This is a genomic window from Bradyrhizobium sp. MV1.5 (assembly GCF_055807615.1).
Window position 1 is genome coordinate 89,720 of record NZ_JBVVPL010000017.1, and the last position, 23,663, is coordinate 113,382.

13 protein-coding genes are annotated in these 23,663 nt (G+C 64.4%); 4 read left to right on the forward strand and 9 right to left on the reverse strand.

Annotated features, from left to right (window positions below; genetic code table 11):
• Positions 1–132: 132 nt before the first annotated feature.
• Positions 133–1,017 carry a non-homologous end joining protein Ku gene (gene ku, locus AC0L2J_RS18085; RefSeq protein WP_473392662.1) on the reverse strand — a complete coding sequence of 295 codons (885 nt, stop codon included), beginning with the start codon at positions 1,015–1,017 and terminating at the stop codon, positions 133–135.
• A 118-nt stretch (positions 1,018–1,135) separates the two neighbouring features.
• Between ku and ligD the strand changes: the two genes are divergently transcribed.
• Positions 1,136–3,829 carry a DNA ligase D gene (ligD, locus tag AC0L2J_RS18090; protein ID WP_473392729.1) on the forward strand — a complete coding sequence of 898 codons (2,694 nt, stop codon included), beginning with the start codon at positions 1,136–1,138 and terminating at the stop codon, positions 3,827–3,829.
• A gap of 83 nt (positions 3,830–3,912) precedes the next feature.
• Here ligD and AC0L2J_RS18095 read toward each other — a convergent pair whose 3' ends face one another.
• A complete protein-coding gene (locus tag AC0L2J_RS18095) occupies positions 3,913–4,077 on the reverse strand; it encodes a DUF3309 family protein (protein WP_007595743.1) in 165 nt (54 codons plus the stop codon).
• A gap of 185 nt (positions 4,078–4,262) precedes the next feature.
• On the opposite strand from AC0L2J_RS18095, the gene AC0L2J_RS18100 reads away from it, so the two are divergent.
• Positions 4,263–4,580, forward strand: a complete 318-nt coding sequence (locus AC0L2J_RS18100; RefSeq protein ID WP_473392666.1) for a polyhydroxyalkanoic acid system family protein — start codon at positions 4,263–4,265, stop codon at positions 4,578–4,580.
• A 3-nt stretch (positions 4,581–4,583) separates the two neighbouring features.
• Here the strand turns inward: AC0L2J_RS18100 and treY are convergent, their stop codons facing one another.
• From treY to AC0L2J_RS18130, 6 genes are read right to left on the reverse strand one after another with little or no spacing between them, the layout of a single operon-like run.
• The gene (gene treY / locus AC0L2J_RS18105) at positions 4,584–7,370 is read right to left on the reverse strand and encodes a malto-oligosyltrehalose synthase (RefSeq protein ID WP_473392670.1); all 2,787 of its coding nucleotides are present in this window, start codon (positions 7,368–7,370) and stop codon (positions 4,584–4,586) included.
• Position 7,371: 1 nt separating this feature from the next.
• The gene (gene treZ, locus AC0L2J_RS18110; protein ID WP_473392674.1) at positions 7,372–9,126 is read right to left on the reverse strand and encodes a malto-oligosyltrehalose trehalohydrolase; all 1,755 of its coding nucleotides are present in this window, start codon (positions 9,124–9,126) and stop codon (positions 7,372–7,374) included.
• Positions 9,123–11,201 (reverse strand): glycogen debranching protein GlgX, encoded by a 2,079-nt coding sequence (gene glgX, locus AC0L2J_RS18115; RefSeq protein WP_473392677.1) that lies wholly within the window; start codon positions 11,199–11,201, stop codon positions 9,123–9,125. Before glgX ends, treZ begins: the two co-directional genes overlap by 4 nt.
• Before the next feature lie 3 nt (positions 11,202–11,204).
• On the reverse strand, positions 11,205–13,343 hold the full coding sequence (gene glgB / locus AC0L2J_RS18120) for a 1,4-alpha-glucan branching protein GlgB (RefSeq protein WP_063995113.1): 2,139 nt from the start codon (positions 13,341–13,343) through the stop codon (positions 11,205–11,207).
• Positions 13,336–16,629, reverse strand: coding sequence for a maltose alpha-D-glucosyltransferase (treS, locus tag AC0L2J_RS18125; RefSeq protein WP_473392679.1), 3,294 nt, complete (start codon positions 16,627–16,629; stop codon positions 13,336–13,338). Before treS ends, glgB begins: the two co-directional genes overlap by 8 nt.
• Positions 16,630–16,640: 11 nt before the next feature.
• Positions 16,641–18,587, reverse strand: coding sequence for a maltotransferase domain-containing protein (locus AC0L2J_RS18130; protein WP_473392682.1), 1,947 nt, complete (start codon positions 18,585–18,587; stop codon positions 16,641–16,643).
• Positions 18,588–18,791: 204 nt separating this feature from the next.
• Here AC0L2J_RS18130 and malQ point away from each other — a divergent pair, with 204 nt between their 5' ends.
• Both malQ and AC0L2J_RS18140 read left to right on the forward strand, forming a co-directional pair.
• Positions 18,792–20,753, forward strand: a complete 1,962-nt coding sequence (gene malQ, locus AC0L2J_RS18135) for a 4-alpha-glucanotransferase (RefSeq protein ID WP_007613808.1) — start codon at positions 18,792–18,794, stop codon at positions 20,751–20,753.
• A gap of 42 nt (positions 20,754–20,795) precedes the next feature.
• Positions 20,796–22,598, forward strand: a complete 1,803-nt coding sequence (locus AC0L2J_RS18140; RefSeq protein ID WP_473392689.1) for a glycoside hydrolase family 15 protein — start codon at positions 20,796–20,798, stop codon at positions 22,596–22,598.
• 219 nt (positions 22,599–22,817) lie between these two features.
• Here the strand turns inward: AC0L2J_RS18140 and AC0L2J_RS18145 are convergent, their stop codons facing one another.
• Positions 22,818–23,630 (reverse strand): HAD family hydrolase, encoded by an 813-nt coding sequence (locus AC0L2J_RS18145; protein ID WP_473392692.1) that lies wholly within the window; start codon positions 23,628–23,630, stop codon positions 22,818–22,820.
• Between the last annotated feature and the right edge of the window lie 33 nt (positions 23,631–23,663).

The window sequence follows — 23,663 nt, forward strand, 5'->3', positions numbered from 1 at the left end:
CTCATCCTGAGGAGCGCGGAACGCGCGTCTCGAAGGATGAAGGCCCGACTGCCGCAGCGGGGGCTCATGGTTCGAGGCGGCGCTTCGTGCCTCCTCACCATGAGGGGAGAAAGTGAAGTGCGCGGCGGAGAACTAACCCGCCTTCCTCTGCCTCGCGGTCGACCGGTGCGTCTTCTTCGCGGGGCGCGTTCGCCCCGATGCCCGGCGCGCGTGGGACTTCGCCGCCGTCTTCTTCCCGCCGCGTCCCTTCAAGCTCTGCTTGAGTGCATCCATCAGGCTGACGACATTGCTCGGCTTCTCCTGGAGCTCCGGCAGTTCGATTGTCTTGCCGCTGGCCTTGCGCTTCACCAGGGCCTTCAGCGCGTTCTCGTAGTCGTCCTTGAACTTGCTGGGGTCGAAATGGGAGGCCTTGGTCTGGAGGATATGGCCGGCGAGCTCAACCATGTCCTTGGTGATCTTCGGGCTCTTGATGTCGTCGAAGAACTGGTCCTCGTCGCGCAGTTCGTAGGGGAAGCGCAACGTGGTGCCGAGCAGACCCTTGCCCAGCGGCTCGATCGCGATGATGTGCTCGCGATTGGTGAGCACGATCTTGGCCAGCGCGACGCGATCCTGGTCCTTCATGGCGTCGCGGATCACGGCAAAAGCATCGACCGCGGCCTTGCCGTCGGGCGCGATGTAGTAGGGATGGTTGAGGTAGCGCTGGTCGATCTCGTCGCTCGGCACAAAGCTCTCGATGTCGATGGTGTGGTTGCTCTCGATCTGGACCGCTTCGAGCTCCTCCGGCTCGATCTCGACATACTTGCCCTTGCGCAGCTCGTAGCCGCGTCCCTTCTGGTCGCTCTCGACGATGTCGCCGGTCTCGGCGTCGATCATCTGCTGCTTCAACCGGTTGCCGGTCTCGCGGTTGATCATGTGAAACCGCGTCTTCTCGGCCGCGGTGGTCGCCGGATAAAGCACGACGGGGCAACTGACCAGCGAGAGCTTCAACGTTCCCTTCCAATAGGCGCGCGGTGCCATTCCGTTCTCCAGCGTCTGCGAGTCATTTTGGAACCCCAACCGTCCCGCGGGGTTTTGGTTCCGGGTGGGATGCGGGCCGTGATAGGCTTCCGTGCCGAAAGAGAATCCGGGACCAGTCGTGCTGCAAAAGCTCTCCAAGTATCGACAGAAACGTGATTTCGAGAAGACGCCGGAGCCGTCGGGCAAGACCGCGGTGGCGCCGTCGAAGCAGCGGCGCTTCGTGATCCAGAAACATGACGCCACGCGGCTGCACTACGATCTGCGGCTCGAGTTCGACGGCGTCTTCAAGTCCTGGGCGGTGACGAAAGGACCCTCGCTCGATCCGCACGACAAGCGGCTGGCCGTCGAGGTCGAGGACCATCCGCTCGACTATGGCGACTTCGAGGGCACGATTCCGGAAGGCCAGTACGGCGGCGGCACGGTCATGCTTTGGGATCGCGGCACTTGGGAATCCGAAGATCCCGAACGCGGTTTCAAGAAGGGCGATCTGAAGTTCACCCTGCATGGCGAGAAGCTGCACGGCAGCTGGGTCCTGGTGCGCATGCGCAACGACCGCACGGGCGGCAAACGGACCAATTGGCTCTTGATCAAGCATCGCGACGAATATGTTCGCGAGGGCGCAGACAACGACATTCTCGAGGAGGACAAATCGGTCGCCTCCGGCCGCGCGATGGATCAGATCGCCGAAGGCAAGGGGCGAGCACCAAAACCGTTCATGCTGGCGAAGGGCACCAAGGCCAAGGCCGACGCGGTCTGGCAGTCCAACCGGGCGGACGAGGCGAAAGAGCGCACGGTCAAGCCGGCACCCCGCGCGGCGTTGAAGACCGGCAAGACGGCAAAGAGGAAAGCCACGACCGCGACGACCGCGAAGAAGGCGGAGATGCCGGATTTCGTCGCGCCGCAGCTCTGCACCTCGGTCGAGCGCCCGCCGGGCGGCGATGGCTGGTGCCACGAAATCAAGTTCGACGGCTACCGCGTGCAGCTGCGGGTCGAGGGCGGCAAGGCGACGTTGAAGACGCGCAAAGGCCTCGACTGGACCGGAAAATTTGCAAGCATCGCGAAGGAAGCGGGCGCGTTGCCGGATATGATGGTCGACGGCGAGATCGTCGCGCTCGATCATAACGGGGCACCGAACTTTTCGTCGCTTCAGGCCGCGCTATCGGACGGCAAGACTGACGAGCTCATCTTTTTCACCTTCGACCTCCTGTTCGCCGAAGGCCTCGATTTGCGGCCGCTGCCGCTCGGGGAGCGCAAGGACCGTCTCAAGGAGCTCTTGGAGGCACGCAAGAAAAAATCAAGCCAGATCCGCTATGTCGAGCATTTCGAAAGCGGCGGCGACGCGGTGCTGCAATCGGCCTGCAAGCTCGAGCTCGAGGGCGTGGTGTCGAAGAAGCTCGATGCGCCTTATCGTTCGGGGCGGACAGAAAGCTGGACCAAGGCCAAATGCCGCGCCGGCCATGAGGTCGTGATCGGCGGCTATAAGACCACCAATGGCAAATTCCGTTCGCTGATGGCCGGCGTGCACCGCGGTGATCATCTCGCCTTCGTCGGCATGGTCGGCACCGGCTTCGGCGCGGACAAGGTCAAGCGCATCATGCCGTCCTTGAAGGCCATGGAGGCCAAGCAAAGCCCCTTCGGCGGCAAGAACGCGCCGAAAAAGGCGCGCGAGGTGCACTGGCTGAAGCCGGAGCTTGTGGCGGAGATCGAGTTCGCCGGCTTCACCGCCGACGGCAATATCCGCCAGGCCGCCTTCAAGGGTCTGCGGCAGGACAAGCCGGCGGCGGAGGTCGAGGCCGAGACACCGGTCGATACCGAGCTTGCCGAGCCCTCGTCGAAGCGGCGCGCCAAGCCGCGCGCGCAAGCGAAGACGGGCGTACGAACGGCGCAAGCCGCCAGTGCCGAAGTGATGGGAGTCGTCATTTCCAAGCCGGACAAGGAGCTCTGGCCGGACGACGGCAATGGCGATCCCGTCACCAAGCTGGATCTCGCGCGCTATCTCGAAGCCGTCGGCGAATGGATGATCGTGCACCTCAAGGGCCGGCCATGCTCGCTGATCCGCGCCCCTGACGGTATCAAGGGCGAATGCTTCTTCCAGCGCCACGCCATGCAGGGCATCTCGAACCTTCTGGAGCTCGCGCGGGTCTCCGGCGACCGCAAGCCCTATTTGCAGATCGACCGCATCGAAGGGCTCGCCGCCGTGGCGCAGATTGGCGGCGTCGAGCTGCATCCCTGGAATTGCGCGCCCTACGCCTACGATACCCCGGGCCGGCTGGTGTTCGATCTCGATCCGGCGCCCGACGTCGTCTTCGCCGAGGTCGTCGAGGCCGCCAAGGAGATGCGGCAGCGGCTGACCGATATCGGCATGGAAAGCTTCTGCAAGACCACCGGCGGCAAGGGCCTGCACGTCGTGGTACCGCTGCGTCATGGCGCCCGCGATCAGGTGAGCTGGAAAGAGGCGAAGGCCTTCGCGCAAGGCGTTTGCCAGTGGATGGCGGACGACGATCCCGAGCGCTATCTGCTCAACATGTCGAAGAAGCTGCGAACGGGAAAGATCTTCCTGGACTATTTGCGCAACGATCGCATGTCGACGGCGGTGGCCCCGCTGTCCCCCCGCGCGCGCGATGGTGCGACTGTGTCGATGCCGGTCACGTGGGCTCAGGTGAAGAGCGACCTTGATCCGAAGCGGTACACGGTACGAACGGTGCCGGGCTTGCTGGCGCGATCGAAGGCGTGGGATGGCTACGACGATGCAGCCGCGTCGATCAAGGCGGCGATCAAGAAGCTCGCGGCGAAAAAGAGTAGGGTGGGTTAGCGAAGCGTAACCCACCACTTCTGTTGACGCGGAAAGAAAAGAGGTGGGTTACGCCTTGCGGCTAACCCACCTACCGAACCCGGCTAGATCCGTCCCAGCAGCAGCAGGATTAGCAGGATGACGATGACGAGCCCGAGGCCGCCGCCGCCGTAATAGCCGGTGCCGTAGAACGGGCCGCCGCCGATGCCGCTGAAGCCGCCGAGCAGCGCGATGACCAAAATGATCAGAATGATCGTACCGATAGACATGCCAAATCTCCTCCAGCCCTTCGTTGGAAGGGTCTCTTGCAACCTGTCCCGTGGTGCGAGGGCAACTTGCCGCAGGTTTTAAAGTTCCCCCAATGAAACACCGGTTGCACGCTCCACTTGCATGGAACCTTTGCGGTGTCGGGGGGCATGATTATGTGAGGTTCAATCACTAACCGGGCAGAGCCATGTCAGCACCGCTTGTCGTCTCTATTCCCCACCGCCTCGGCCGCGAGGAGGCGGTGCGTCGTCTCAAGACCGGGCTCGGCCGTGCTGCCGCCAGCATTCCCGTGATGCAGGTCGAGGAGGAGCGCTGGAACGGCGACAGCATGAATTTCCGCATCCGCGCACTCGGGCAAATCGCGACGGGGCAGGTCGATGTCGCCGACGGCCATGTCAAGGTGCAGGTGGTGCTGCCCTGGCTATTGCAGCGCTTTGCCGAGATGGCGCAGGCCACGATCCGCAAGCGCGGCCAGCTGCTGTTGGGCAAAGACGGGAAGAGCTAGCGTTCAAGCGCGGGTGCGCTGTCGCCCCGGCTTCGCGGCACCCGCTGGGCGCGCCGGGATGACAGAAGCGGGAAAACCGCGAAGCGCCTGCGCGAGCGGCAGATCGTTGCCGGCGAAACCCGGCAAGTCGTATCCCGTGACGTCGATGGTGGCGTCGAACCCATCGAACGCTGGCCATTCGCGTCCTGCCTGCGTGGAAGGTGCGAACTGGCGCCCGACCGCGACGATCGCAGCAGTGCGGCCGTGGCGGCGGGCAAACGCCACGACATGGTCGGCATGTGCGCCCCGCACCTGAAGCGGCTGGTAGTCACCTCGCGCGAAGACGTCGGGCAGCTCGTTGCGCAGCTTGAGCAGGTGCCGCGTCCAAGCCAGCTTGAGCTGGCTGTCCGGCCAGCTCTTGATCAGATGATTCCAATCCGGATTGTCCAGCGCGCCCAGCATCGCGTATCGCGCGGAAAAATCCACCGGGCGGCGGTTGTCGGGATCGACCAGCGAGAGGTCCCAGAATTCGGTGCCTTGATAGAAGTCCGGCACGCCCGGCAGTGTTGCCTTGAGCGTGAGCTGGCTCAGCGCGTTCAGCGCGCCGAGCAGCGCGACGCGGCGAGCCAGGGTTTTCAGCGCCTCCAGGAATTCGCCTGACAGCGCGGGATCGAGGATCTTCGCGATGAAGCTATGGACGCCGCTCTCGTAGGCCTCGTGCGGGTTGAGCCAGCTGGTCTCCTCCTTGCCCTCGCGGGCGGCCTTGAGCGCATACGCCTGGATACGCGCGACGAAACCGGCATCAGCCGGCTCCTGGAGGGACCAGGCGCCGAGCAGCGTCTGGTAGAGCATGTATTCGAACGTTGCCGAGGGAGCGCGCAGATTGCCGTCGAGCGCGAGGTGCGGCGCGTTCAGGACTTTCCAGCGCGCCACGGCGCTGGTCCATTCGCCGGGAATTTCACTCAAGGCCGCGATCCGCGCGCGGGCGTCCTCGCCACGTTTGGTGTCGTGCGTGGCGGTCGCCGTCATCCCTTGCGGCCATTCCCTGGCGCGGGCCTGCATGGTCTCATGGAAAGCGGGAATGGTGAGGCCCTTGCTCGCGGGATCGCCGCCGACTTCGTTCAGGGCGAGCAGCCGGTGGAATTGATAGAAGGCGGTGTCCTCCAGCGACTTCGCCATCATCGGTCCGGTGAATTGCTGTACCTTCAGCGCAAAGCGGCGCACGCGCGGCGCGCTGTGCGGGGGACGGCCGGGCTTGAGCAAGTCCATGGTGAGCGCGTCGCGCAGGAAGTCGAAAATGCCTTCGTCCGCGGCGAACCATTCCCGGCGCGCGGCCTCGATGGTGTCGTCGATCAGCTTGCGATCGTTCGCGGTCGGCGCGCCTGTCGTCAAATAGGTGCGGTACACCGGGAAATGAAGCACGTAGAGCTCGAGCGCCTGCCGCAGGCTGTCGGCGGAAAAGTCGCGGGTCGAGTAGTGCCCGTTGGCGATGCGCGCCAGCAGGCGCGTCAGAACTGTGAATTCGCTGGTCAGTAGTGTCTCCAGCACGCGCCTTTTGGCGTCCTTGACGTAAGGCGCGAGCCGCGGCGGCCGGTTGCTGATCTGCCGCCAGGTCTCGTCCAGCGCCTCCAGTCCCTTGGGGTCGACCAGAACGTGGGTGATGGCATTCATCCACTCATAGCCGGTGGTGCCCTGGACGCCGGCGAAATGCGGCAGGCGCTCGTGCTCGCACAGGATCTTCTCGATCACCGTATAGAACGGCCTGGTGGTGCCCTGCGCGTCGCGCACCAGCCGGCGCAGCCGCTGGCAATATTGCGCGGGATCGCGCAGGCCGTCGATATGATCGAGCCGGATGCCTTGCAGTTTGCCGTCGGCAATGAGTTGCTTCACCAGCCGGTGCGTGGCGGCGAACGTGCCGGGATCCTCGACGCGCATGCCGGCGAGCCCGTTGACGTCGAAGAAGCGGCGATAGTTGATGTCGCTCGAGGCAAGCCGCCAGTGCCCGAGCTTGTAGTGCTGGCGCTCCAGCAGATGATGCAGCGCCAGCGTCTGCGCGGCGCGGTCCTTGGCGGCGCGATAGGCGCCAAGGCCGCGCGCGATGATATCGGCGCCGCCTGCGATCTCTTTGAGCTCCGCCTTGAAGCCGGGCGCTTCCTTGCGGTTGGGGCGGCGCAGTCCCGTGTAGCGCGCCGCAAGCGACAGCAGGCGCTTGCCGGCCTCGGTCTCGGCGGCGTCGGCTTCCTTCACGATCATCCGCAGCATCTCGCCATAGCGCTCCGGCGCGATGGGCAAGCGGTGCTCGAAATACCAGGCGGAGAAACCACCTTCGTCGGGATCGTAGCGCAGCTCGATATCGCCGCTCTCGAGCGCTTCGCCATAGGACGCGCCGAGGATCGGCAGCAGCACGCCGCCACGGGCGCGGAAAGCCAGTTGATCCCAGTCGATATCGAAGGAGACGGCGTGCGGCGAGGCCTGGCCCCATTCCAGCACGTCCAGCCACCAGGGATTGTCGGCAAAGTGCACGCCGACATGGTTCGGTACGAAGTCGATGATGAGGCCGAGGTCATGTCGCGTCAGTGCCTCGCTCAGCCGCGCGAAGCCGGCCTCGCCGCCGAGCTCCGGATTGAACTGGCTGTGGTCGACGGTGTCATAGCCGTGGGTCGAGCCCTTGCGGGCCTTCATTACCGGCGAGGTGTAGAGATGCGTGATTCCCAGCGCCTTCAGATAGGGCACCACCGCGGCGGCCTTGTCGAAGTCGAAATCCGCGGTGAGCTGAAGCCGGTAGGTTGCGAGAGGAATGGCTGGAGGCATGTCAACCTCCGAGGAGCCAGACCACCGACCAGGGCGCAAGCCGGTCGCCGGTCGCGCCGCCCCAGATCAGGGTCCCCCCACCGCCGTCGGAATACGCAATGTCCTTGTCGGAGAGATTGGCCACGAGGCGCAACGTCGCGCCATCTCCCATGTGCCAATGTGCGGTGAGCAGGCCGCTATCGGCCACGGCGGAATCACCGAAGCGCGCACCTTTCAGTCGTGGCGCGATCTCCTTGTGGCGGAGTGCGAGCAGCTCCCGCACCAGCGCGAGACGTGCGTCCTGCTCCGGCGTGTGGCCGGTCCAGTCGAGCACGGCCGATTGCGGCGTTGCCGGATCGAGCGGGTCGGGCACCTCGTCGCCGTACGTCTCATAGGCCCAGGCGTATTCCTGCCTGCGTCCCTTGCGCACGGCATCAGCCAGTCCGCCCTGGAAGTCGCAGAAGAACGGGAAGGGCGCGGTGGAGCCCCACTCCTCGCCCTGGAACAGCATCGGCACCATCGGCGCGAGCAGGGTCACCGCGAGGGCTGCTTCGATCTGCTGGGGCGATGCCAGGCTTTCGAGCCGGTCGCCGAGCGGCCGGTTGCCGATCTGGTCGTGGTTTTGCAGGAAGTTGACGAAGGTTGCCGGCGGCAGCTCGCCGCTGTCCTCGCCGCGCGGCTTCTTGCCCCAGAATTCAGAGATTTCGCCCTGATAGACGAAGCCGGAGGCGAGCGCGCGTGCGAGATCGAGGCGCGGTGTTTGATAGTCCGCGTAATAGCCAGCGAGCTCGCCCGTCAGCATCACGTGCCAGACGTGGTGGTAGTCGTCGTTCCACTGGGCGCGATATTTGCCGTTCGGAGGCTCCTGCGCGGCGTCGAGCAGGCTCGCGCGATTGTCGCCGTTCTCCAGCACGAGATGGATATGCCGCCCCGTCGCCTTGGCAAGCTCGCCCGCGGCGACGCTGAGATCTTGCAGCATCGATTGCTCGCCTGGGATCGCCATGATGTGATTGGCGGCATCAAGCCTCAGGCCGTCGAAGCGATAGTCGCTGAGCCACGACAGCGCGTTCTCGACAGCAAAAGCGCGAACCTGCGGCACGCGATAATCGATCGCACTGCCCCACGGCGTGTGCGCGTCGGTGAAGAAGGCCGGCGCATAGCGGCCGAGGTAATTTCCCTCGGGGCCGAAATGATTGTAGACGACGTCGAGGAACATCATCAGCCCGCGCAGATGTGCTTCGTCGATCAGCGTCTTCAAATCATCGGGACGGCCATAGGCGCTGTCGGGCGCGTACCACAGCACGCCGTCATAACCCCAGCCGCGACGACCGGCGAAGTCGGCCAGCGGCATCAGCTCGACCGCGGTGATGCCGGTCGCGACGAGATGATCGAGCTTGTCGATCATGGCACGATAGGTGCCTTCCGCGGTGAAGGTGCCGACATGCGTCTCGATCAGCACCGTCTCTTCCCAGGGGCGGCCGCGCCAATCGGATGCGCGCCAGGCGAAGGCGTCATGATCGATCACCTCGCTCGGGCCGAATACGTCGTCGGGTTGGAATGCAGACGCCGGATCGGGCACGTCCATCTCGTCGTCGATCCTGAATTTGTAGGTGCTGCCGACGGGCAGATTGGCAATCTCGGCGACATACCAGCCATCCTGCCGGCGCTGCATCGCGTGTCGTCTGTCGAGCAGGAGATCGACACGGCGCGCGGCAGGCGCCCACAGCCGGAACGACACGCCGTCCTTTGTCGGCCTCGCCCCGAAGGATGGCCTCATAGCGCCCCCGCGAAAGCGAGCACGGAGCGCGGCGGCGCCTTGCTGTCGCTTCCGGGCAGGAAGTCGACCGTGTTCAGCTTGGCGTCGGTCGTGTTGAGGATTTGCTGCCAGCTCTTGTATTCGGTCAATTTTGGCAATTTGAATGCGATCTCTTCGGGGGCTGCGTTCAGTACGATAAAGATCGCGGCGCTGCCCGGTTCCATCGGCCCCATCACATAGGAGAGAAACCGCCCTTCCGGGAATTTCCAGTCATTTTCCGTCATTTCGTCGCCGGCCGGCGTCAGCCACAGCGCGCCATAGGAGATGCCGTCCTTGGGGCGGCCGTCGAGCCAGCGATGGCTGCGAAGCTGCGAGAACCGGCGGCGGATATCGGCGAGTTCGGCGACGAAATCGACCATGTCGTCGCCGTCCTTGCCGAGATTGTCCCAGCCGACCCAGCCAACCTCGTTGTCCTGGCAATAGGCGTTGTTGTTGCCAGATTGCGAATTCCCAACCTCGTCGCCGGCGAGGATCAGCGGAATGCCCTGCGCCAGCATGAGGCAAGCCAGCACGTTCTTGCGAAGCTGACGGCGCAAGCTGACGATTTGCGGATCGTCGGTCGGGCCCTCGACACCGCAATTGTTGCTGTGGTTGTCGTTGGAGCCGTCGCGATTGTCCTCGCCATTGGCCTCGTTGTGCTTCTCGTTGTAGCTGAAGAGATCGGCGAGGGTGAAGCCGTCATGCACGGTGATGTGGTTGACGCTGGCGCGCGGCCGCCGTCCGTCGTGGTTGAACAGGTCGGAGGACGCCGTCATGCGGCTGGAGATGTCGCCGATCAGGCTGCCTTCGCCGCTCCAGTAGCGGCGCATGGCACTGCGGTAACGGTCGTTCCACTCCGACCATTGCGAGGGAAATGCGCCGACCTGATAGCCGCCGAGGCCGAGGTCCCAGGGTTCGGCGACGAGCTTGACGCTCGCCAGCACCGGGTCCTGGCGGATCGCGGTCAGGAACGAGCTGCCGCGATCATAACCGTTCGGCCCGCGCGCCAGCGTGGTGGCGAGGTCGAAACGGAAGCCGTCGACGTGGCAGACCTCGACCCAGTAGCGCAGGGAATCCATCACCATCTGCAGCACGCGCGGATGGGTGAGGTTCACCGACGAGCCGCAGCCGGTAAAATCGTCGTAGTAGCGCGGGTTCTCGCGGTTCAGCCAGTAATAGGAGGCGTTGTCGATGCCGCGGTAGCACAGCGTCGGGCCGAGGTGATTGCCCTCGGCGGTGTGGTTGTAGACGACGTCGAGCATCACCTCGATGCCGGCATCGTGCAGGCGTGCGACCGTGGTGCGAAAGGAATCGAGGGCGTTGTCCTGGGCGTAGCGCTGCTCGGGCGCGAAGAAGGACAGCGTGTTGTAGCCCCAGTAATTGGCGAGCTTCTTCTCCACCAGGATGCGGTCATCGACGAAACTGTGCACCGGCAGAAGCTCCACCGTCGTGACGCCGAGTTTCTTCAGGTGCTCGATCATCGCCGGCGAGGACAGGCCGCCATAGGTGCCGCGCAAATTAGGCGGCACGTCATCGCGCTTCTGTGTCAGTCCCTTGACGTGGGCCTCGTAGATGATGGTGTCTTCCCAGGGAATGTTGGGCCGGATCTCGCGGCGGCCCCAGTTGAAAGTCTCGTCGACGACGACGGCCTTGGGCATGCCGCGCGCATTGTCGCGCCGATCGAACGACAAATCCTCGCGCGGGCTTCCGGTGCGGTAGGCGAAATGCGCGTCACTCCAGACCAGCCGCCCGGAAAGCCGCTTGGCATAGGGATCGAGCAGGAGCTTGTTGGCGTTGAAGCGGTGGCCGTGCTCCGGCTCGTAGGGGCCATGCACGCGGTAGCCGTAGAGCTGGCCGGGCGAGACGTCGTTGAGATAGCCGTGCCAGACATCCTCGGTGCGCTCCGGCAGCTCGACGCGCTCGAGTTCGCGGCGGCCTTGCATGTCGAACAGGCACAGCTCGACCTTCTGCGCGTTAGCGGAGAACAGCGCGAAATTGGTGCCGCGTCCGTCCCAGCTTGCGCCGAGGCGTGCGGGCGATCCAGCAGTCAGGCGCATCGTTCAGCTTTCCGGAACGAGGAAGATCGCGGCGAGCGGCGGAATGGTGAGGCGGAGCTCGCCATCGACGGCATGGACTTCGCCGATGTTGCCGACATTGCTGCCGCCGTAATGGGCGGAGTCCGAGTTGAACACTTCCTTCCACTTGCCACCGAGGGACGCGCGGACGCGGTAGTTGCGATAGACGTTGGGTGAGAAGTTGACGATCACCATGCACCGGGCGTGCTCGTCAAATCCCTTGCGCAGCCAGGCGAACACGTTGCGGTTGGCGTCGTCGGTGATCAGCCATTCGAAGCCGGCCTGCTCGCAGTCCATCTGGTGCAGGGCGGGTACCGCGCGATAGAGCCGGTTGAGATCGCGGATCAGCGCCTGGATGCCTGAATGGGGCTTGTACTCGAGCAGGTGCCAGTCGAGCGACTGGTCGTGATTCCACTCGCGGCTTTGCGCGATCTCGGCGCCCATGAACAGCAGCTTCTTGCCGGGATGGCCGAACATGAAGCTGTAATAGGCACGCAAGTTCGCAAAGCGCTGCCATTCGTCGCCGGGCATGCGCCCCAGGATCGAGCGCTTGCCGTGCACGACCTCGTCATGCGACAGCGGCAGGACGAAGTTCTCCGAGAAGGCGTAGTGCAGGCCGAACAGGATGTCGCCGTGATGATGCTTGCGGTGGATCGGGTCCTTGCTGATGTAGTTCAGCGTGTCGTGCATCCAGCCCATGTTCCACTTGTAGCCGAAGCCGAGCCCGCCGAACTCGACCGGGCGCGAGACCTGCGGCCAGGCGGTGGACTCTTCGGCGGCCGTGGTCGCCTGCGGGAAACGCGCGAACAGCTCGGTGTTGAAGCGGCGCAGGAACGCGATCGCCTCGATGTTCTCCCGGCCGCCATGCTGGTTCGGAATCCACGCGCCGGGCGGACGGCTGTAGTCGAGGTAGAGCATGGACGCGACGGCATCGACGCGCAGTCCGTCGATCGCGTAGCGCTCGAGCCAGAACAGCGCGTTCGAGACCAGGAAGTTCGTCACTTCGGTGCGGCCGTAATTGTAGATCAGCGTGCCCCAATCGAGGTGGCGGCCCTGGAGCGGATTGGCGTGCTCGTATAGCGCTGTACCGTCGAAACTACCGAGCCCGTGCGGATCGTCCGGGAAGTGGCCGGGCACCCAGTCGAGCAGCACGCCGACGCCCTCGCGGTGGCAGGCATCGACCAGCGCGGCAAAATCCTCCGGCGTCCCGAAGCGGCTGGTTGGCGCGTACAGGCCGGTCGGCTGATAGCCCCATGAGCCGTCGAAAGGATGCTCGCTGACGGGGAGGAATTCGAGATGGGTGAAGCCCATGTCGCGGGCGTAGGCCGGCAGCTGCTCGGCCAGTTCGCGATAGGTCAGCCATTCATTGCCGTTCTTGCGCCGCCACGAGCCGAGATGGACCTCGTAGATCGACATCGGCGCGGACAACGCGTTGATGCCATCGGGCGCCGGTCGCGGCCGTGGCAGATGCGCTTCGTCGAACACGATGGAAGCGGTCTTCGGCCGCACCTCGCTCGCAAACGCCATCGGATCGGACTTCAGCGGAAGCAGATGGCCATGCGGTCCAATAATTTCGAACTTGTAGTGGTCGCCGGCCTTGGCGTGCGGGATGAACAATTCCCAATAGCCCGCGCCCCGCACCCGCATCGGATGGCGCCGTCCGTCCCAGAAGTTGAAGTCGCCGACCACGGAGACACGCCGGGCGTTGGGCGCCAGCACCACGAAGCCGATGCCATCGATGCCTTCGAGCCGCATCGGATGCGCGCCGAGCTTGTCGTAAAGGCGCTGGTGAGTGCCTTCGCCGAGCAGATAGAGGTCGAAATCGGTCAGGATCGGCGGAAGGCGATAGGTGTCCTCGAATTCGATGACGTTGTCGCCGAACTTGGCGCGGAGCTGGTAGTGCTTCGCGCCGTTCGGGAGAGCGCCGATGAACAGGCCGGCATCATGGACGCGATCGAGCTTCGCCACCTCGCCGTGCTCGCCCACCGCTTCGACATTGGAGGCGTCGGGAAGAAACGCGCGCACCACGCTCTTGTCGCCCTCGGGGTGCAGCCCGAGATAGTGGAAGGGATCGGAGTGGCGACCCTCGATGATCGCATAGGCCTCGGCAGGGAGTTTAGGCATGGGCTTCGCTCTCGATACTGGACAGAATGCGAAGCAGTCCGGACAGCGGCGCATGGAGCCCCTCAGGCCGGTGGGACAGCTCGTACTCTACTTCCTCGAACGCTTGATCAAGCAGGAAAAACCTTAACAGGCCTGCCGCGGATTGCGGATCTTCCGGCCACAGCCGCCGATCGGTCATGGCTTCGCGGTAGGCGGTGAGGAACGTCGCGGTGGTGCGCTCGCGCCATTCGTCGAGGGCAGCCGTAAGCCGGCCCTGTTCGTCGGAAGCACCCGTGAGCGCGCGGTGGAGCGCCGCGTTAACCGAAAGATCAATCGAGCGGATCAGGCCGGCAACGTCGCGCGCCGCAGGCAGCTTGCGCCGCTTGTCGGCCAGCGGCAAACGCGGATCTCCGTCGAAGTCGATGATGAAGATATCGTCCTTCACGATCAGAGTTTGCCCGAGGCGGAAGTCGCCATGATGACGGATGTTCAACCCGCCGATCTCGGAAGATAATAGCGCGTTGAGCCGGCCGGACAGGGACGCCCGCTGCGCGGCGAGGTGATTGATCAGCGGCCGATCTGCCTCTCGCAGGCCGTCGCTGCTGCTGGCCAGCCGCTCGAAGACCCGCTCGGCCCGTGCCTTCAGCTCGGATGACCAGCGCTTGATTTGTGCGGAGCCAATCGGCTCCGGCACGAGATCGTCTGGCTTTGCGGCGGCCAGAGCCACATGCAGCTCGGCAAGCCGCCGGCCGATCTGCGTAATGAAGTGCAGATAGGGCGCTTGCTCCTGGGTCTCGCGGGGCATCTCGCCCGGCGGCAGCACCCGCTGCTCGTCGATATAGCGGTCGAGATAGCCCGCGGTGACGCCCCAGCCGTCGCCCTGGTTCTCGACATAGGCGTGCAGCACGCCGACTGCGCTGCGACGGTCGTCTTCGACCAGCTCGACGCTGCCGAGCAGTGCCGGCGTGTTGGCAAAGCGGGCGATTTCGGTGAGGTACGAGCCGATCTCGATCTCCGGATTGATGCCGGCTTCGAGCTGGCGATAGATCTTGGCGACATACTGGTTGTCGACCAGCGCGGTGCTGTTCGACTGCTCGATCGCGCGGATGCGTTCGGGCTCCTTGATGGTGTACTCGGCAAACCGGCTGGTCGCCTTGAACTCCAGCCGCAGATTGTTTTCTTCCACCACCAGGTTCTGCGACAGATTGCGCAGGAACAGGCCAATGAAGATCTGCTCGGTTGCGACGTCCAGCAGCGTGCCTTCGCGGGCACCCTGGCGCACGGCGGCGAGCGCCCTGGGATTGAAGCGTTCGCGGTCGAAGCGCACCCATTCGATCTGCATCGGCAGCACGTAGCGCGTGGTGACGTCGCCCTGCGCCGCCTCGAAGAACGCGATCCAGGGCCTGTTGTCGCCGATGTCGCAGAACGGCACCGCCGAGGTCAGCGTCGGCTTGATGTGCTTGGGATTGTGCTCCGGATACCAGCGCGTGCGCGACAGGAATCCCGGCAGCACCTCATGCTCGAACACGCCGCGCTCGCGCGCCAGCGACACCCAGGTCGAGTTCACCGGCACCACCAGCGTCTCGAATTCCGGGACAGCGCGCGGCATCACCGGCTCGGACTTGTCGCGCTCGGTGAGCTGGAACCAGTAGAAGCCATAGGGCCCCAGCGTGACCATGTAGGGCAGTTCGCCGATCGCCGGAAAACGCGTGCGGCCGAGCATCTCCTGCGGGATGCGGTCCTTCCAGGGCGACAGATCGAGCTCGGTGGCCTGGGCCGCGCGCGACAGATTGGCGACGCAGAGGATCACCTCGTCACGGTACTGCCGGACATACGCGAGCACGGCGCGGTTGGCCGGGCGGATGAAGGTCATGGTGCCGCGGCCGAAGGCGAGCGTGGATTTGCGCACCGAGATCAGGCGCTTGGTCGCGCTGAGCAGCGAGGACAGGCTGCGCGACTGCGCCTCCACGTTCACCGATTCGTAGCCGTAGACGGGATCCATGATCAGCGGCGCATAGAGGCGGGCCGGGTCGCAGCGCGAGAAGCCGCCGTTTCGGTCCGGGCTCCACTGCATCGGCGTACGCACGCCGTTGCGGTCGCCGAGATAGATGTTGTCGCCCATCCCGATCTCGTCGCCGTAATAGATGATCGGCGTGCCGGGGAAGGACAGCAGCAGCGAGTTCATCAGCTCGATCTTGCGCCGGTCGTTGTCCATCAGCGGCGCAAGGCGCCGGCGGATGCCGACATTGATGCGGGCGCGCGGATCGTTGGCGTAGGTGGTCCACAGATAGTCGCGCTCGACGTCGGTCACCATCTCCAGCGTCAGCTCGTCATGGTTGCGCAGGAACAGCGCCCATTGGCAGCTTGCGGGAATGTCCGGCGTCTGGCGCAGGATGTCGGTGATGGGGAAGCGGTCCTCCTGCGCGATCGCCATGTAGATGCGCGGCATCAGCGGGAAGTGATAGGCCATGTGGCACTCGTCGCCGCGGCCGAAATATTCCTGCACGTCCTCCGGCCATTGGTTGGCTTCCGCCAGCAGCAACTTGCCCTTGGAGTAGGAATCCATCTCATGGCGGAGCCGCTTGATGATGGCATGCGTCTCGGGGAGGTTCTCGTTCGAGGTGCCTTCGCGCTCGCAGAGATAGGGAATGGCATCCAGACGGAAGCCGTCGACACCGGCGTCCAGCCAGCGCTTCATCACCTGGATCAGGGCGCTGACGACGCGCGGATTGTCGAAATTGAGATCCGGCTGGTGCGAGAAGAAGCGGTGCCAATAGAACGCGCCGGCCTCGTGATCCCAGGTCCAGTTAGACTTCTCGGTGTCGGTGAAGATGATGCGGGTGCCCTGGTATTTCTGGTCGGTATCACTCCAGACATACCAGTTGCGGGCGCTCGAGCCCGGAGGGCTGCGGCGCGCGCGCTTGAACCAATTGTGCTGGTCCGAGGTGTGGTTGACGACGAGCTCGGTGATGACGCGCAGCCCGCGCTTCTGCGCTTCCTGGATGAAGCGCTTGAAATCCTTCATCGTCCCGAAATCGGGATTGACCGCACCGTAGTCGGCGATGTCGTAGCCGTCGTCGCGGCCGGGCGAAGGATAGAACGGCAGCAGCCACAGCGCGGTGACGCCGAGCTCCTGCAGATAGGGCAACTTCTCGGTCAGCCCTGCGAAGTCTCCGATGCCGTCATGATTGCTATCGGCAAACGCCTTGACGTGAAGCTGATAGATGATGGCGTCCTTGTACCAGAGTTCATCCACGATCTCGGCAGCCTCGGCTTTCTTGGTGTCGACGGAAGACAATACGTTCATGGCGTGCGCCTTTACGCCAGGCAGCGGAACAGCAGCGCCGGATCGCGCTCGGGATCGATACGCAACCTGATCCCGCCCCATTCGATGCGGGCCTGTTCGCCGGTGAGGAGGTTTTCGAGCGCCGACACATGGTGTCGCTGCCCGCCGGCGTCAACCGTGACGTCGCCGAGCGGCAACCAGAATTCGCGCACGTCGCGCGACAGTGCAATCACGATCACGATGATGTTGGCCGGATCGGTCGCTTCCTTGACGAAGGCGATCGTCTCGCCGTCTTCGATGCCGAGGAAGCGCAGGTTCGCCGTCTGCTGAAGCGCAGCATTCTCGTTGCGGATGCGATTGAGCTCCGCGATGTAGGTCTTGATATGGCCGGGCTTGTTCCAGTCGCGCTGCTTGATCTGGTATTTCTCTGAGTCGAGATATTCCTCGCGGCCGGGGATCGCGTCGTGCTCCAGCAGCTCGAACCCGCTATAGACGCCATAATTGCCGGACAAGGTCGCGGCCAGCGCAACGCGCGATTTGAACGCCCATGTCTCGCCGCCCTGGAGATGATAGGGCAAGAGATCGGGCGTATTCACGAACAGGTTCGGCCGATAGAAATCACGTTCGGGATAGCGCGTCAGCTCGCCGAGATATTGCTCCAGCTCCCACTTCGCCGTGCGCCAGGGGAAATAGCTGAACGATTGTGCAAAGCCGAGCTTGGCGAGGCCCTTCATCAGCTTCGGGCGCGCGAACGTCTTGGAGAACAGGATCACCTCGGGATGCCGGCGGCGGATGTCACGGATCAGCCACTCCCAGAAGGCGATCGGCGCTGTGTCGTGATTGTCGATGGCGAAGATGGTGACGCCGTGGTCGATCCAGAACAGCATGGCGTCGCGAAACGCGTTCCACAAGCCAGCCCGGTCGACCGACGCGAAATCGGGGATGACGATATCGGAATAGGGCCCGTCAGCCGTCCGCACCGAGCGATCCGGGCGCCATTTGAACCATTCCGGATGCTGCGTCAGCCACGGGTGGTCCGGCGAGCATTGCACGGCGAAGTCGAGCGCGAGTTCGAGGCCGTATTCCAGGCAGGTCGCGACCAGCGCGCGAAAATCCTCGATCGTGCCGAGTTCGGGATGCAGCGCATCGTGCCCGCCCTCGATGGCGCCGATCGCATAGGGCGAGCCGGGATCGCCGTCGCCCGCTACCGGCGCATTATTGCGGCCCTTGCGCCGGGTGCGGCCAATGGGGTGAATCGGCGTGAAGTAGAGCACGCCGAAGCCCATTGCGGCGATGTCGGGCACGCGCGCGATGCAGTCGCGGAGCGTGCCGTGCTGTCCTGGCACCACGCTCTGGCTGCGCGGCATCATCTGATACCACGCGCCGAAGCGCGCCTTGTCGCGGTCGACGTGCAGCGGGAATAGCGCCGAGCGCGTGAGATCAGGCCGCGACTGGCTCTCGGCCATGGCTGCGCCGAGCTCGGTCGCCAGCAGCGGGGCAACGTCGCCGGTCTGAAGATAGTCCTCGCATTGCCTGACGATGACGGCGGCGGCGTCCTGCTGCGCGCCATGCGCCTTGGTTAGGAGGCCGGCGCCTTCGATCGCATCGAGCGTGACGTCGGCACCGGAGCGCTGCTTGCGCGCGACTGCGTGCGACCAGGTAGCGAATTCGTCGGTCCAGGCTTCGATCGCATAGACATATTTGCCGGGCTCGACCGGTGTGAACGCGCCTGACCAGCGGTCATTGCCGTGCGGGATCATCGGCTCGCTCTGCCATTCGCGGTCCTGCTCCTGTCGCCAGATCAGCGCTGCGCCGATCACGGCGTCGCCGTCGCGGTAGATGTCGGCCCAGACCTCGACCGGTTCGCGCGCGATCCGCTTCACGGGGAAGCGCCCGCCGTCGATCAGGGGATAGACGTCTTCGATGAGGAAAGTGCTGCCCGCTGCGGCACTCTCGACAGTTTGAATTGTCTTGTTCACGGTGATGCCATTGACAAGAAAGCAGGAGCCCGTTTCCCTTGCCGGGAACCTACGCTTGATACCACTATAGAAAGCCGCTTGTGTGTCATTGGTTCCGTGGGGAACGGCAGGCGCGGCTTGCGAGTTAACCCTGACTAACCTCCTCAGCGACCTCGTTAAAATCAATTCCCCCGGCCAGAAAATGGCTTGCAAGCTGCGTGCCGAATGGATCTTTTAGCTCAAGCCCGGATCAAGGGCGTTCAATCTGAATTCGTCGATGCCCTCGGAAAGCTGCGGGTCACCGATCCCGTGGCCCTCAAATCCATCCTCGACGCCCTGCCGGAGAAGCGGGTTTACCGCTTCGTCAGCGGGCCCGTGGTGGTGCGCGCCTTGGGACATCCGCGCACCGAATTGGCGACAATCGGTGCGCCGCCGCTCAAATGGAAAATGACTGGCAACGGCAATTTGATCGCGCAAGGCGAGACGCGCGAGCCCGTGATTGCCTGGCCGGCCGACCTGCCGCTCGGCTATCACCGCCTGACGCTGACCGATGCCGAAGGCGTGACCGAAGAGGTGCCGATGATCGTGGCGCCGGAGCGGGCCTTCGGCGGCGATTTCGATCGGGGCTGGCTGCTTGCCGTGCAGCTCTACAGCGTCCGGTCGGACCGCAATTGGGGCATCGGCGATTTCACCGACCTCGCCGGTCTCGTCCGGCTCGCCAAGCAGCTGGGGGCCGACGGCGTCGGGCTCAATCCCCTGCATGTGTTGTTCGACGACCATCCGGCCGATTGCAGCCCCTATTCGCCGAACAGCCGGCTGTTTCTCAATCCGCTCTATATCGACGTCGAGGCGATCCCGGAATTTTCCGCAGACCTCGTCTCCGACGCGGCTGCGACCGCCGCGCGGCTCCGCGACGGCGATCGTGTGCCCTATCCCGACATGGCGGCCTTGAAATGGTTGGCCTTGCGTGCTGCCTTCGACAGCTTCGTGAAAAGCGCGAGCGGCGTCCGCCGCAACCTGTTCGACGCCTTCCGCGCGGCTCGCGCGCCACTGTTGTCCCGTTTTGCCTGCTTCGAGGTGCTACGCCATCGTTTCGCGGCGCCGTGGTGGGAATGGCCGATGGAATGGCAAAAGCCGGATGAGACGAAATGCGCCGAGCTGCGCAATGGCCCGGACAAGCACGAGGTCGAGTTCGTCGAATTCGTGCAATGGACGGCCGATAGCCAGTTGCATGCGGCCAAGGAGCTGGCCAGTCAGCTCGGCATGCGGGTCGGACTCTATCTCGACGTTGCCGTCGGCGTGCAGTCGAACGGCTTCGATGCCTGGAACGAGCAGGGGGCGATCTCCCGCCATCTCGCCGTTGGCGCGCCGCCGGACGTGCTCAACACCATCGGCCAGGATTGGGGTCTTGCCGGCTTTAATGCCGGCGGCCTGGAGGCGCAGTCCTTCGTGCCGTTCGCCGACATGCTCGCGGCTTCGATGCGCCATTCCGGGGCCATCCGTCTCGATCACGTGCTGGGCTTGAAGCGGCTGTATCTGGTGCCGCGCGGCTTCAAGCCCGACAACGGCGCCTATGTGCAGATGCCGTTCGAGGCGCTGCTGGCGACCGTGGCGCGCGAGAGCGCGGCCCATAAGTGCATCGTGATCGGCGAAGACCTCGGCACGGTGCCCGAGGGCTTTCGCGAGACCATGCAGGATTTCGGCATCTGGTCCTACCTCGTCATGATGTTCGAGCGCGACGATGCCGGTCACTTCCGGCCCGTCGATCACTACCGGCCCAACGCGCTGGTGACGCTGAACACGCATGATTTGTCGACCTATGCCGGCTGGCGCTCCTTCAGCGATCTCAAGATGAAGCGCTCGCTCGGGCTCGATCCCGGCGAGAACGATCAGGCCCGCTGGGATGCGCTCGGCCTGCTCGACGAGATCCTGCGTGCCAACGGCATCCGTGCCAATGATGTCTATTCGGTGCTCGCCTTCCTGTCGCGCACGCCCTCGCGGCTGCTTGCGGTGTCGCTGGAGGATCTGCTCGGCGTGATCGACCAGCCCAACATTCCCGGCACGATCGACGAGCATCCGAACTGGCGCCAGCGCCTGCCTGTGACGCTCGACAAGATCGCCTCGAAGGTCGATCTCGCGGCTTTGAAGGCCGCGACGCGGGAACGCTCGTTGCCCGGCGGGCGTTGATCGGCGGGGTCACTGGACGTCGTTTTCGAGGCTCGCACGACATTGTCTCAGAAAATCGAGGACTATGCGCTGATCGGCGACTGCGAGACCGCGGCGCTGGTCGGCCGCAACGGCTCGATCGACTGGCTGTGCTGGCCGGCCTTCGATTCCGACGCCTGCTTTGCCGCGCTCCTCGGCACGCACAAGAACGGGCGCTGGCTGATCGCGCCGGGCGAGGACGTCACCGCGACGTCGCGCCGCTATCTCGGCGACACCCTCATCCTCGAAACGCGCTTCGAGACGAAGAGTGGCACCGTTGCGCTGATCGACTTCATGCCGCCGCGCGGCAAGGCCTCGGACATCGTGCGGCTGGTCCGCGGCGTCAGCGGCACGGTGAAGATGCGGATGGAGCTCGTCATCCGCTTCGGCTTCGGCGTCGACATTCCGTGGGTGCGGCGGATCGACCATTCCCTGCTGGCGGTCGCCGGGCAGGACATGACCGTGCTGCGGACGCCGGCGAAGACCCGCGGGGAGGATCTGACCACGGTTTCCGATTTCGAGGTGAAGGCCGGCGAGACCGTGCCGTTCGTGTTGACCTACGGCCCCTCGCATCTCGAGCCGCCCCCGCCGATCGACCCGGAGCTCGCGCTTCAGGAGACGGAAAAATTCTGGCAAGGCTGGTGCAGCCACTGCAATCGCGATGGCGACTATCGCGACCTGATCGTGCGTTCGCTGATCACACTCAAGGCGCTGACCTTCGGTCCGACCGGCGGCATCGTCGCGGCGCCGACCACCTCGTTGCCGGAGAAGCTCGGCGGCGCCAGGAATTGGGACTACCGCTTCTGCTGGCTGCGCGATGCCACCTTCACGCTGCTGGCGCTGATGAACTCGGGTTACACCGAGGAAGCCTCGGCCTGGCACAATTGGCTGTTGCGTGCGGCTGCAGGCTCACCGGCGAACATGCAGATCATGTACGGCATCTGGGGCCAGCGGCGGCTGCTGGAATGGGAAGCCGGTTGGCTGGACGGCTACGAGGGCGCGCAGCCGGTGCGCGTCGGCAATGCCGCGCATGCGCAGCTCCAGCTCGACGTCTACGGCGAGCTGATCGACGCCTTCCACCAGTCGCGCATGGCCAAGCTCAAGCTCGACGACAAGACGACTTGGGCGCTGGAATGCGCCGTGCTCAAGCATCTCGCCGAAGTCTGGGACCAGCCCGATCATGGCATCTGGGAGCGGCGCGGACAGCCGAAGCACTATGTCTTCTCCAAGGTGATGACCTGGGTCGCCTTCGACCGCGGCATCAAGAGCGCCGAGACCTTCGGTTTCAAGGCCCCGCTGCTGCACTGGCGTACCTTGCGCGACGCCATTCATCGCGACGTCTGCAACAGGGGCTTTGACGCGGAGGAGAACGCCTTCGTCGAATCCTACGGCTCGAAGCTGCTCGATGCCAGCGTGCTGCTGCTGCCGGCGGTCGGCTTCCTGGACGCGTCGGATCCCCGCATTCGCGGCACCATCGCGGCGATGGAAAAGCACATGATGCCTGACGGCTTTGTGCTCCGGCACGATCCGCGCGAAGTGTCAGAGGAGAAGCAGCCGATCGAGGGTGCCTTCCTCGCCTGCAGCCTGTGGCTGGCCGATGCCCATGTGCTGGCGGGCGATCTCGACAAGGCGCAGATCTTGTTCGATCGCGTGGTCGGTATCGCGAATGACGTCGGGCTTCTGGCCGAGGAATATGATTCTGGCGCCAGGCGTCAGACCGGCAATTTCCCGCAGGCGCTGACGCATATCGCGCTGGTCAACACGGCGCATAATCTTTCGGCGGCAAGGCAGGGCAGCGAGAAGCCGGCGATGCAGCGGTCGAAGTGAGGTTGGCGGCGCTCTCTCCGTTCCCTCCCCCCTTGTGGGGAGGGGCAGGGAGGGGGGTGTCACACGGGTATTTTATCGGTAGCGCCCCCGCCCCTGGTGCTTCACCAACAACGGCACCTTTTCCTGGGCTACCCCTCTCCCTCTCCCTAACCCTCCCCCACAAGGGGGGAGGGAACGCACTTCCATTGCGGCGCCAGTCGAGTCTCGTCCCGTCGGGCCTCAACCACTCCCGTTCCGCTTCAAGATCATCTCCATCGCCTCGGCAAAACCGTCCTGCTCGTTGGACGCGGTGACGTGGGTGGCCTGGTCCTTGACGTTGTCGGCCGCATTGCCCATCGCGATCGAGACGCCGCTGACGCGAAACATCGCGAGGTCGTTCTGCATGTCGCCGATGGTGGCGACCGCGTCGGTGGAAATGCCGACCCGCTTGGCCATGGCTTGCACGAATGTGCCCTTGTCGAAGCCAGGCGGGGTGATGTCGAGGTAATAGGTTTGCGAACGCACTGCGGTGGCCTCGGTGCCGAGCGCTTTCTGCATCGCCTTCTCGCAAGCTTCGAGGCCGGCTGCATCGGCGCTGGCTCCGACGATCTTGCAGGCGCTCGCAAGGTACGGCGAGAAGTCCGTGACGATGGTCGGATCGGAGCGGATCGTGTGCTGCTCATGTGCCACGTATTGGCCATCAGGCTTGTCGATCAGCCATTTGTCGGCGGTGAACAGCCAGATGTCGGCGCCGAACTCGCGGAGGATTTGCAAGCTACGTTCGGCCGCGCCTGGCGGAATCAAATGCTGTTCGACCGGATTCATCTCGGGGTCGACGATCGAGGAGCCATTGAACGGGCCGACCGGCAGCCAGAGCGCCAGCGGCTCGATCAGGAAGCGCATGCCGATCGCGGGGCGGCTCGACGTAATCGTGAAGCCGATGCCGGCCCGGTGCAGACGCTGTACCGCGGATCTCGCGCGGTCGGTCAGCGTCTTGTCCTTTGTCAGCAGCGTGCCGTCGACGTCGGAGACGACGAGCGAGATTTTTGTCATGACGGCCCCCTTGGGTGTTTCTTGGGTGTTTGG

Bases quoted from the DNA above. Each gene is read 5' to 3' on its own strand.
- ku (WP_473392662.1), bottom strand. From the start codon at position 1,017: ATGGCACCGCGCGCCTATTGGAAGGGAACGTTGAAGCTCTCGCTGGTC.
- AC0L2J_RS18095 (WP_007595743.1), bottom strand. From the start codon at position 4,077: ATGTCTATCGGTACGATCATTCTGATCATTTTGGTCATCGCGCTGCTC.
- AC0L2J_RS18100 (WP_473392666.1), top strand. From the start codon at position 4,263: ATGTCAGCACCGCTTGTCGTCTCTATTCCCCACCGCCTCGGCCGCGAG.
- treY (WP_473392670.1), bottom strand. From the start codon at position 7,370: ATGCCTCCAGCCATTCCTCTCGCAACCTACCGGCTTCAGCTCACCGCG.
- treZ (WP_473392674.1), bottom strand. From the start codon at position 9,126: ATGAGGCCATCCTTCGGGGCGAGGCCGACAAAGGACGGCGTGTCGTTC.
- glgX (WP_473392677.1), bottom strand. From the start codon at position 11,201: ATGCGCCTGACTGCTGGATCGCCCGCACGCCTCGGCGCAAGCTGGGAC.
- glgB (WP_063995113.1), bottom strand. From the start codon at position 13,343: ATGCCTAAACTCCCTGCCGAGGCCTATGCGATCATCGAGGGTCGCCAC.
- treS (WP_473392679.1), bottom strand. From the start codon at position 16,629: ATGAACGTATTGTCTTCCGTCGACACCAAGAAAGCCGAGGCTGCCGAG.
- malQ (WP_007613808.1), top strand. From the start codon at position 18,792: ATGGATCTTTTAGCTCAAGCCCGGATCAAGGGCGTTCAATCTGAATTC.
- AC0L2J_RS18145 (WP_473392692.1), bottom strand. From the start codon at position 23,630: ATGACAAAAATCTCGCTCGTCGTCTCCGACGTCGACGGCACGCTGCTG.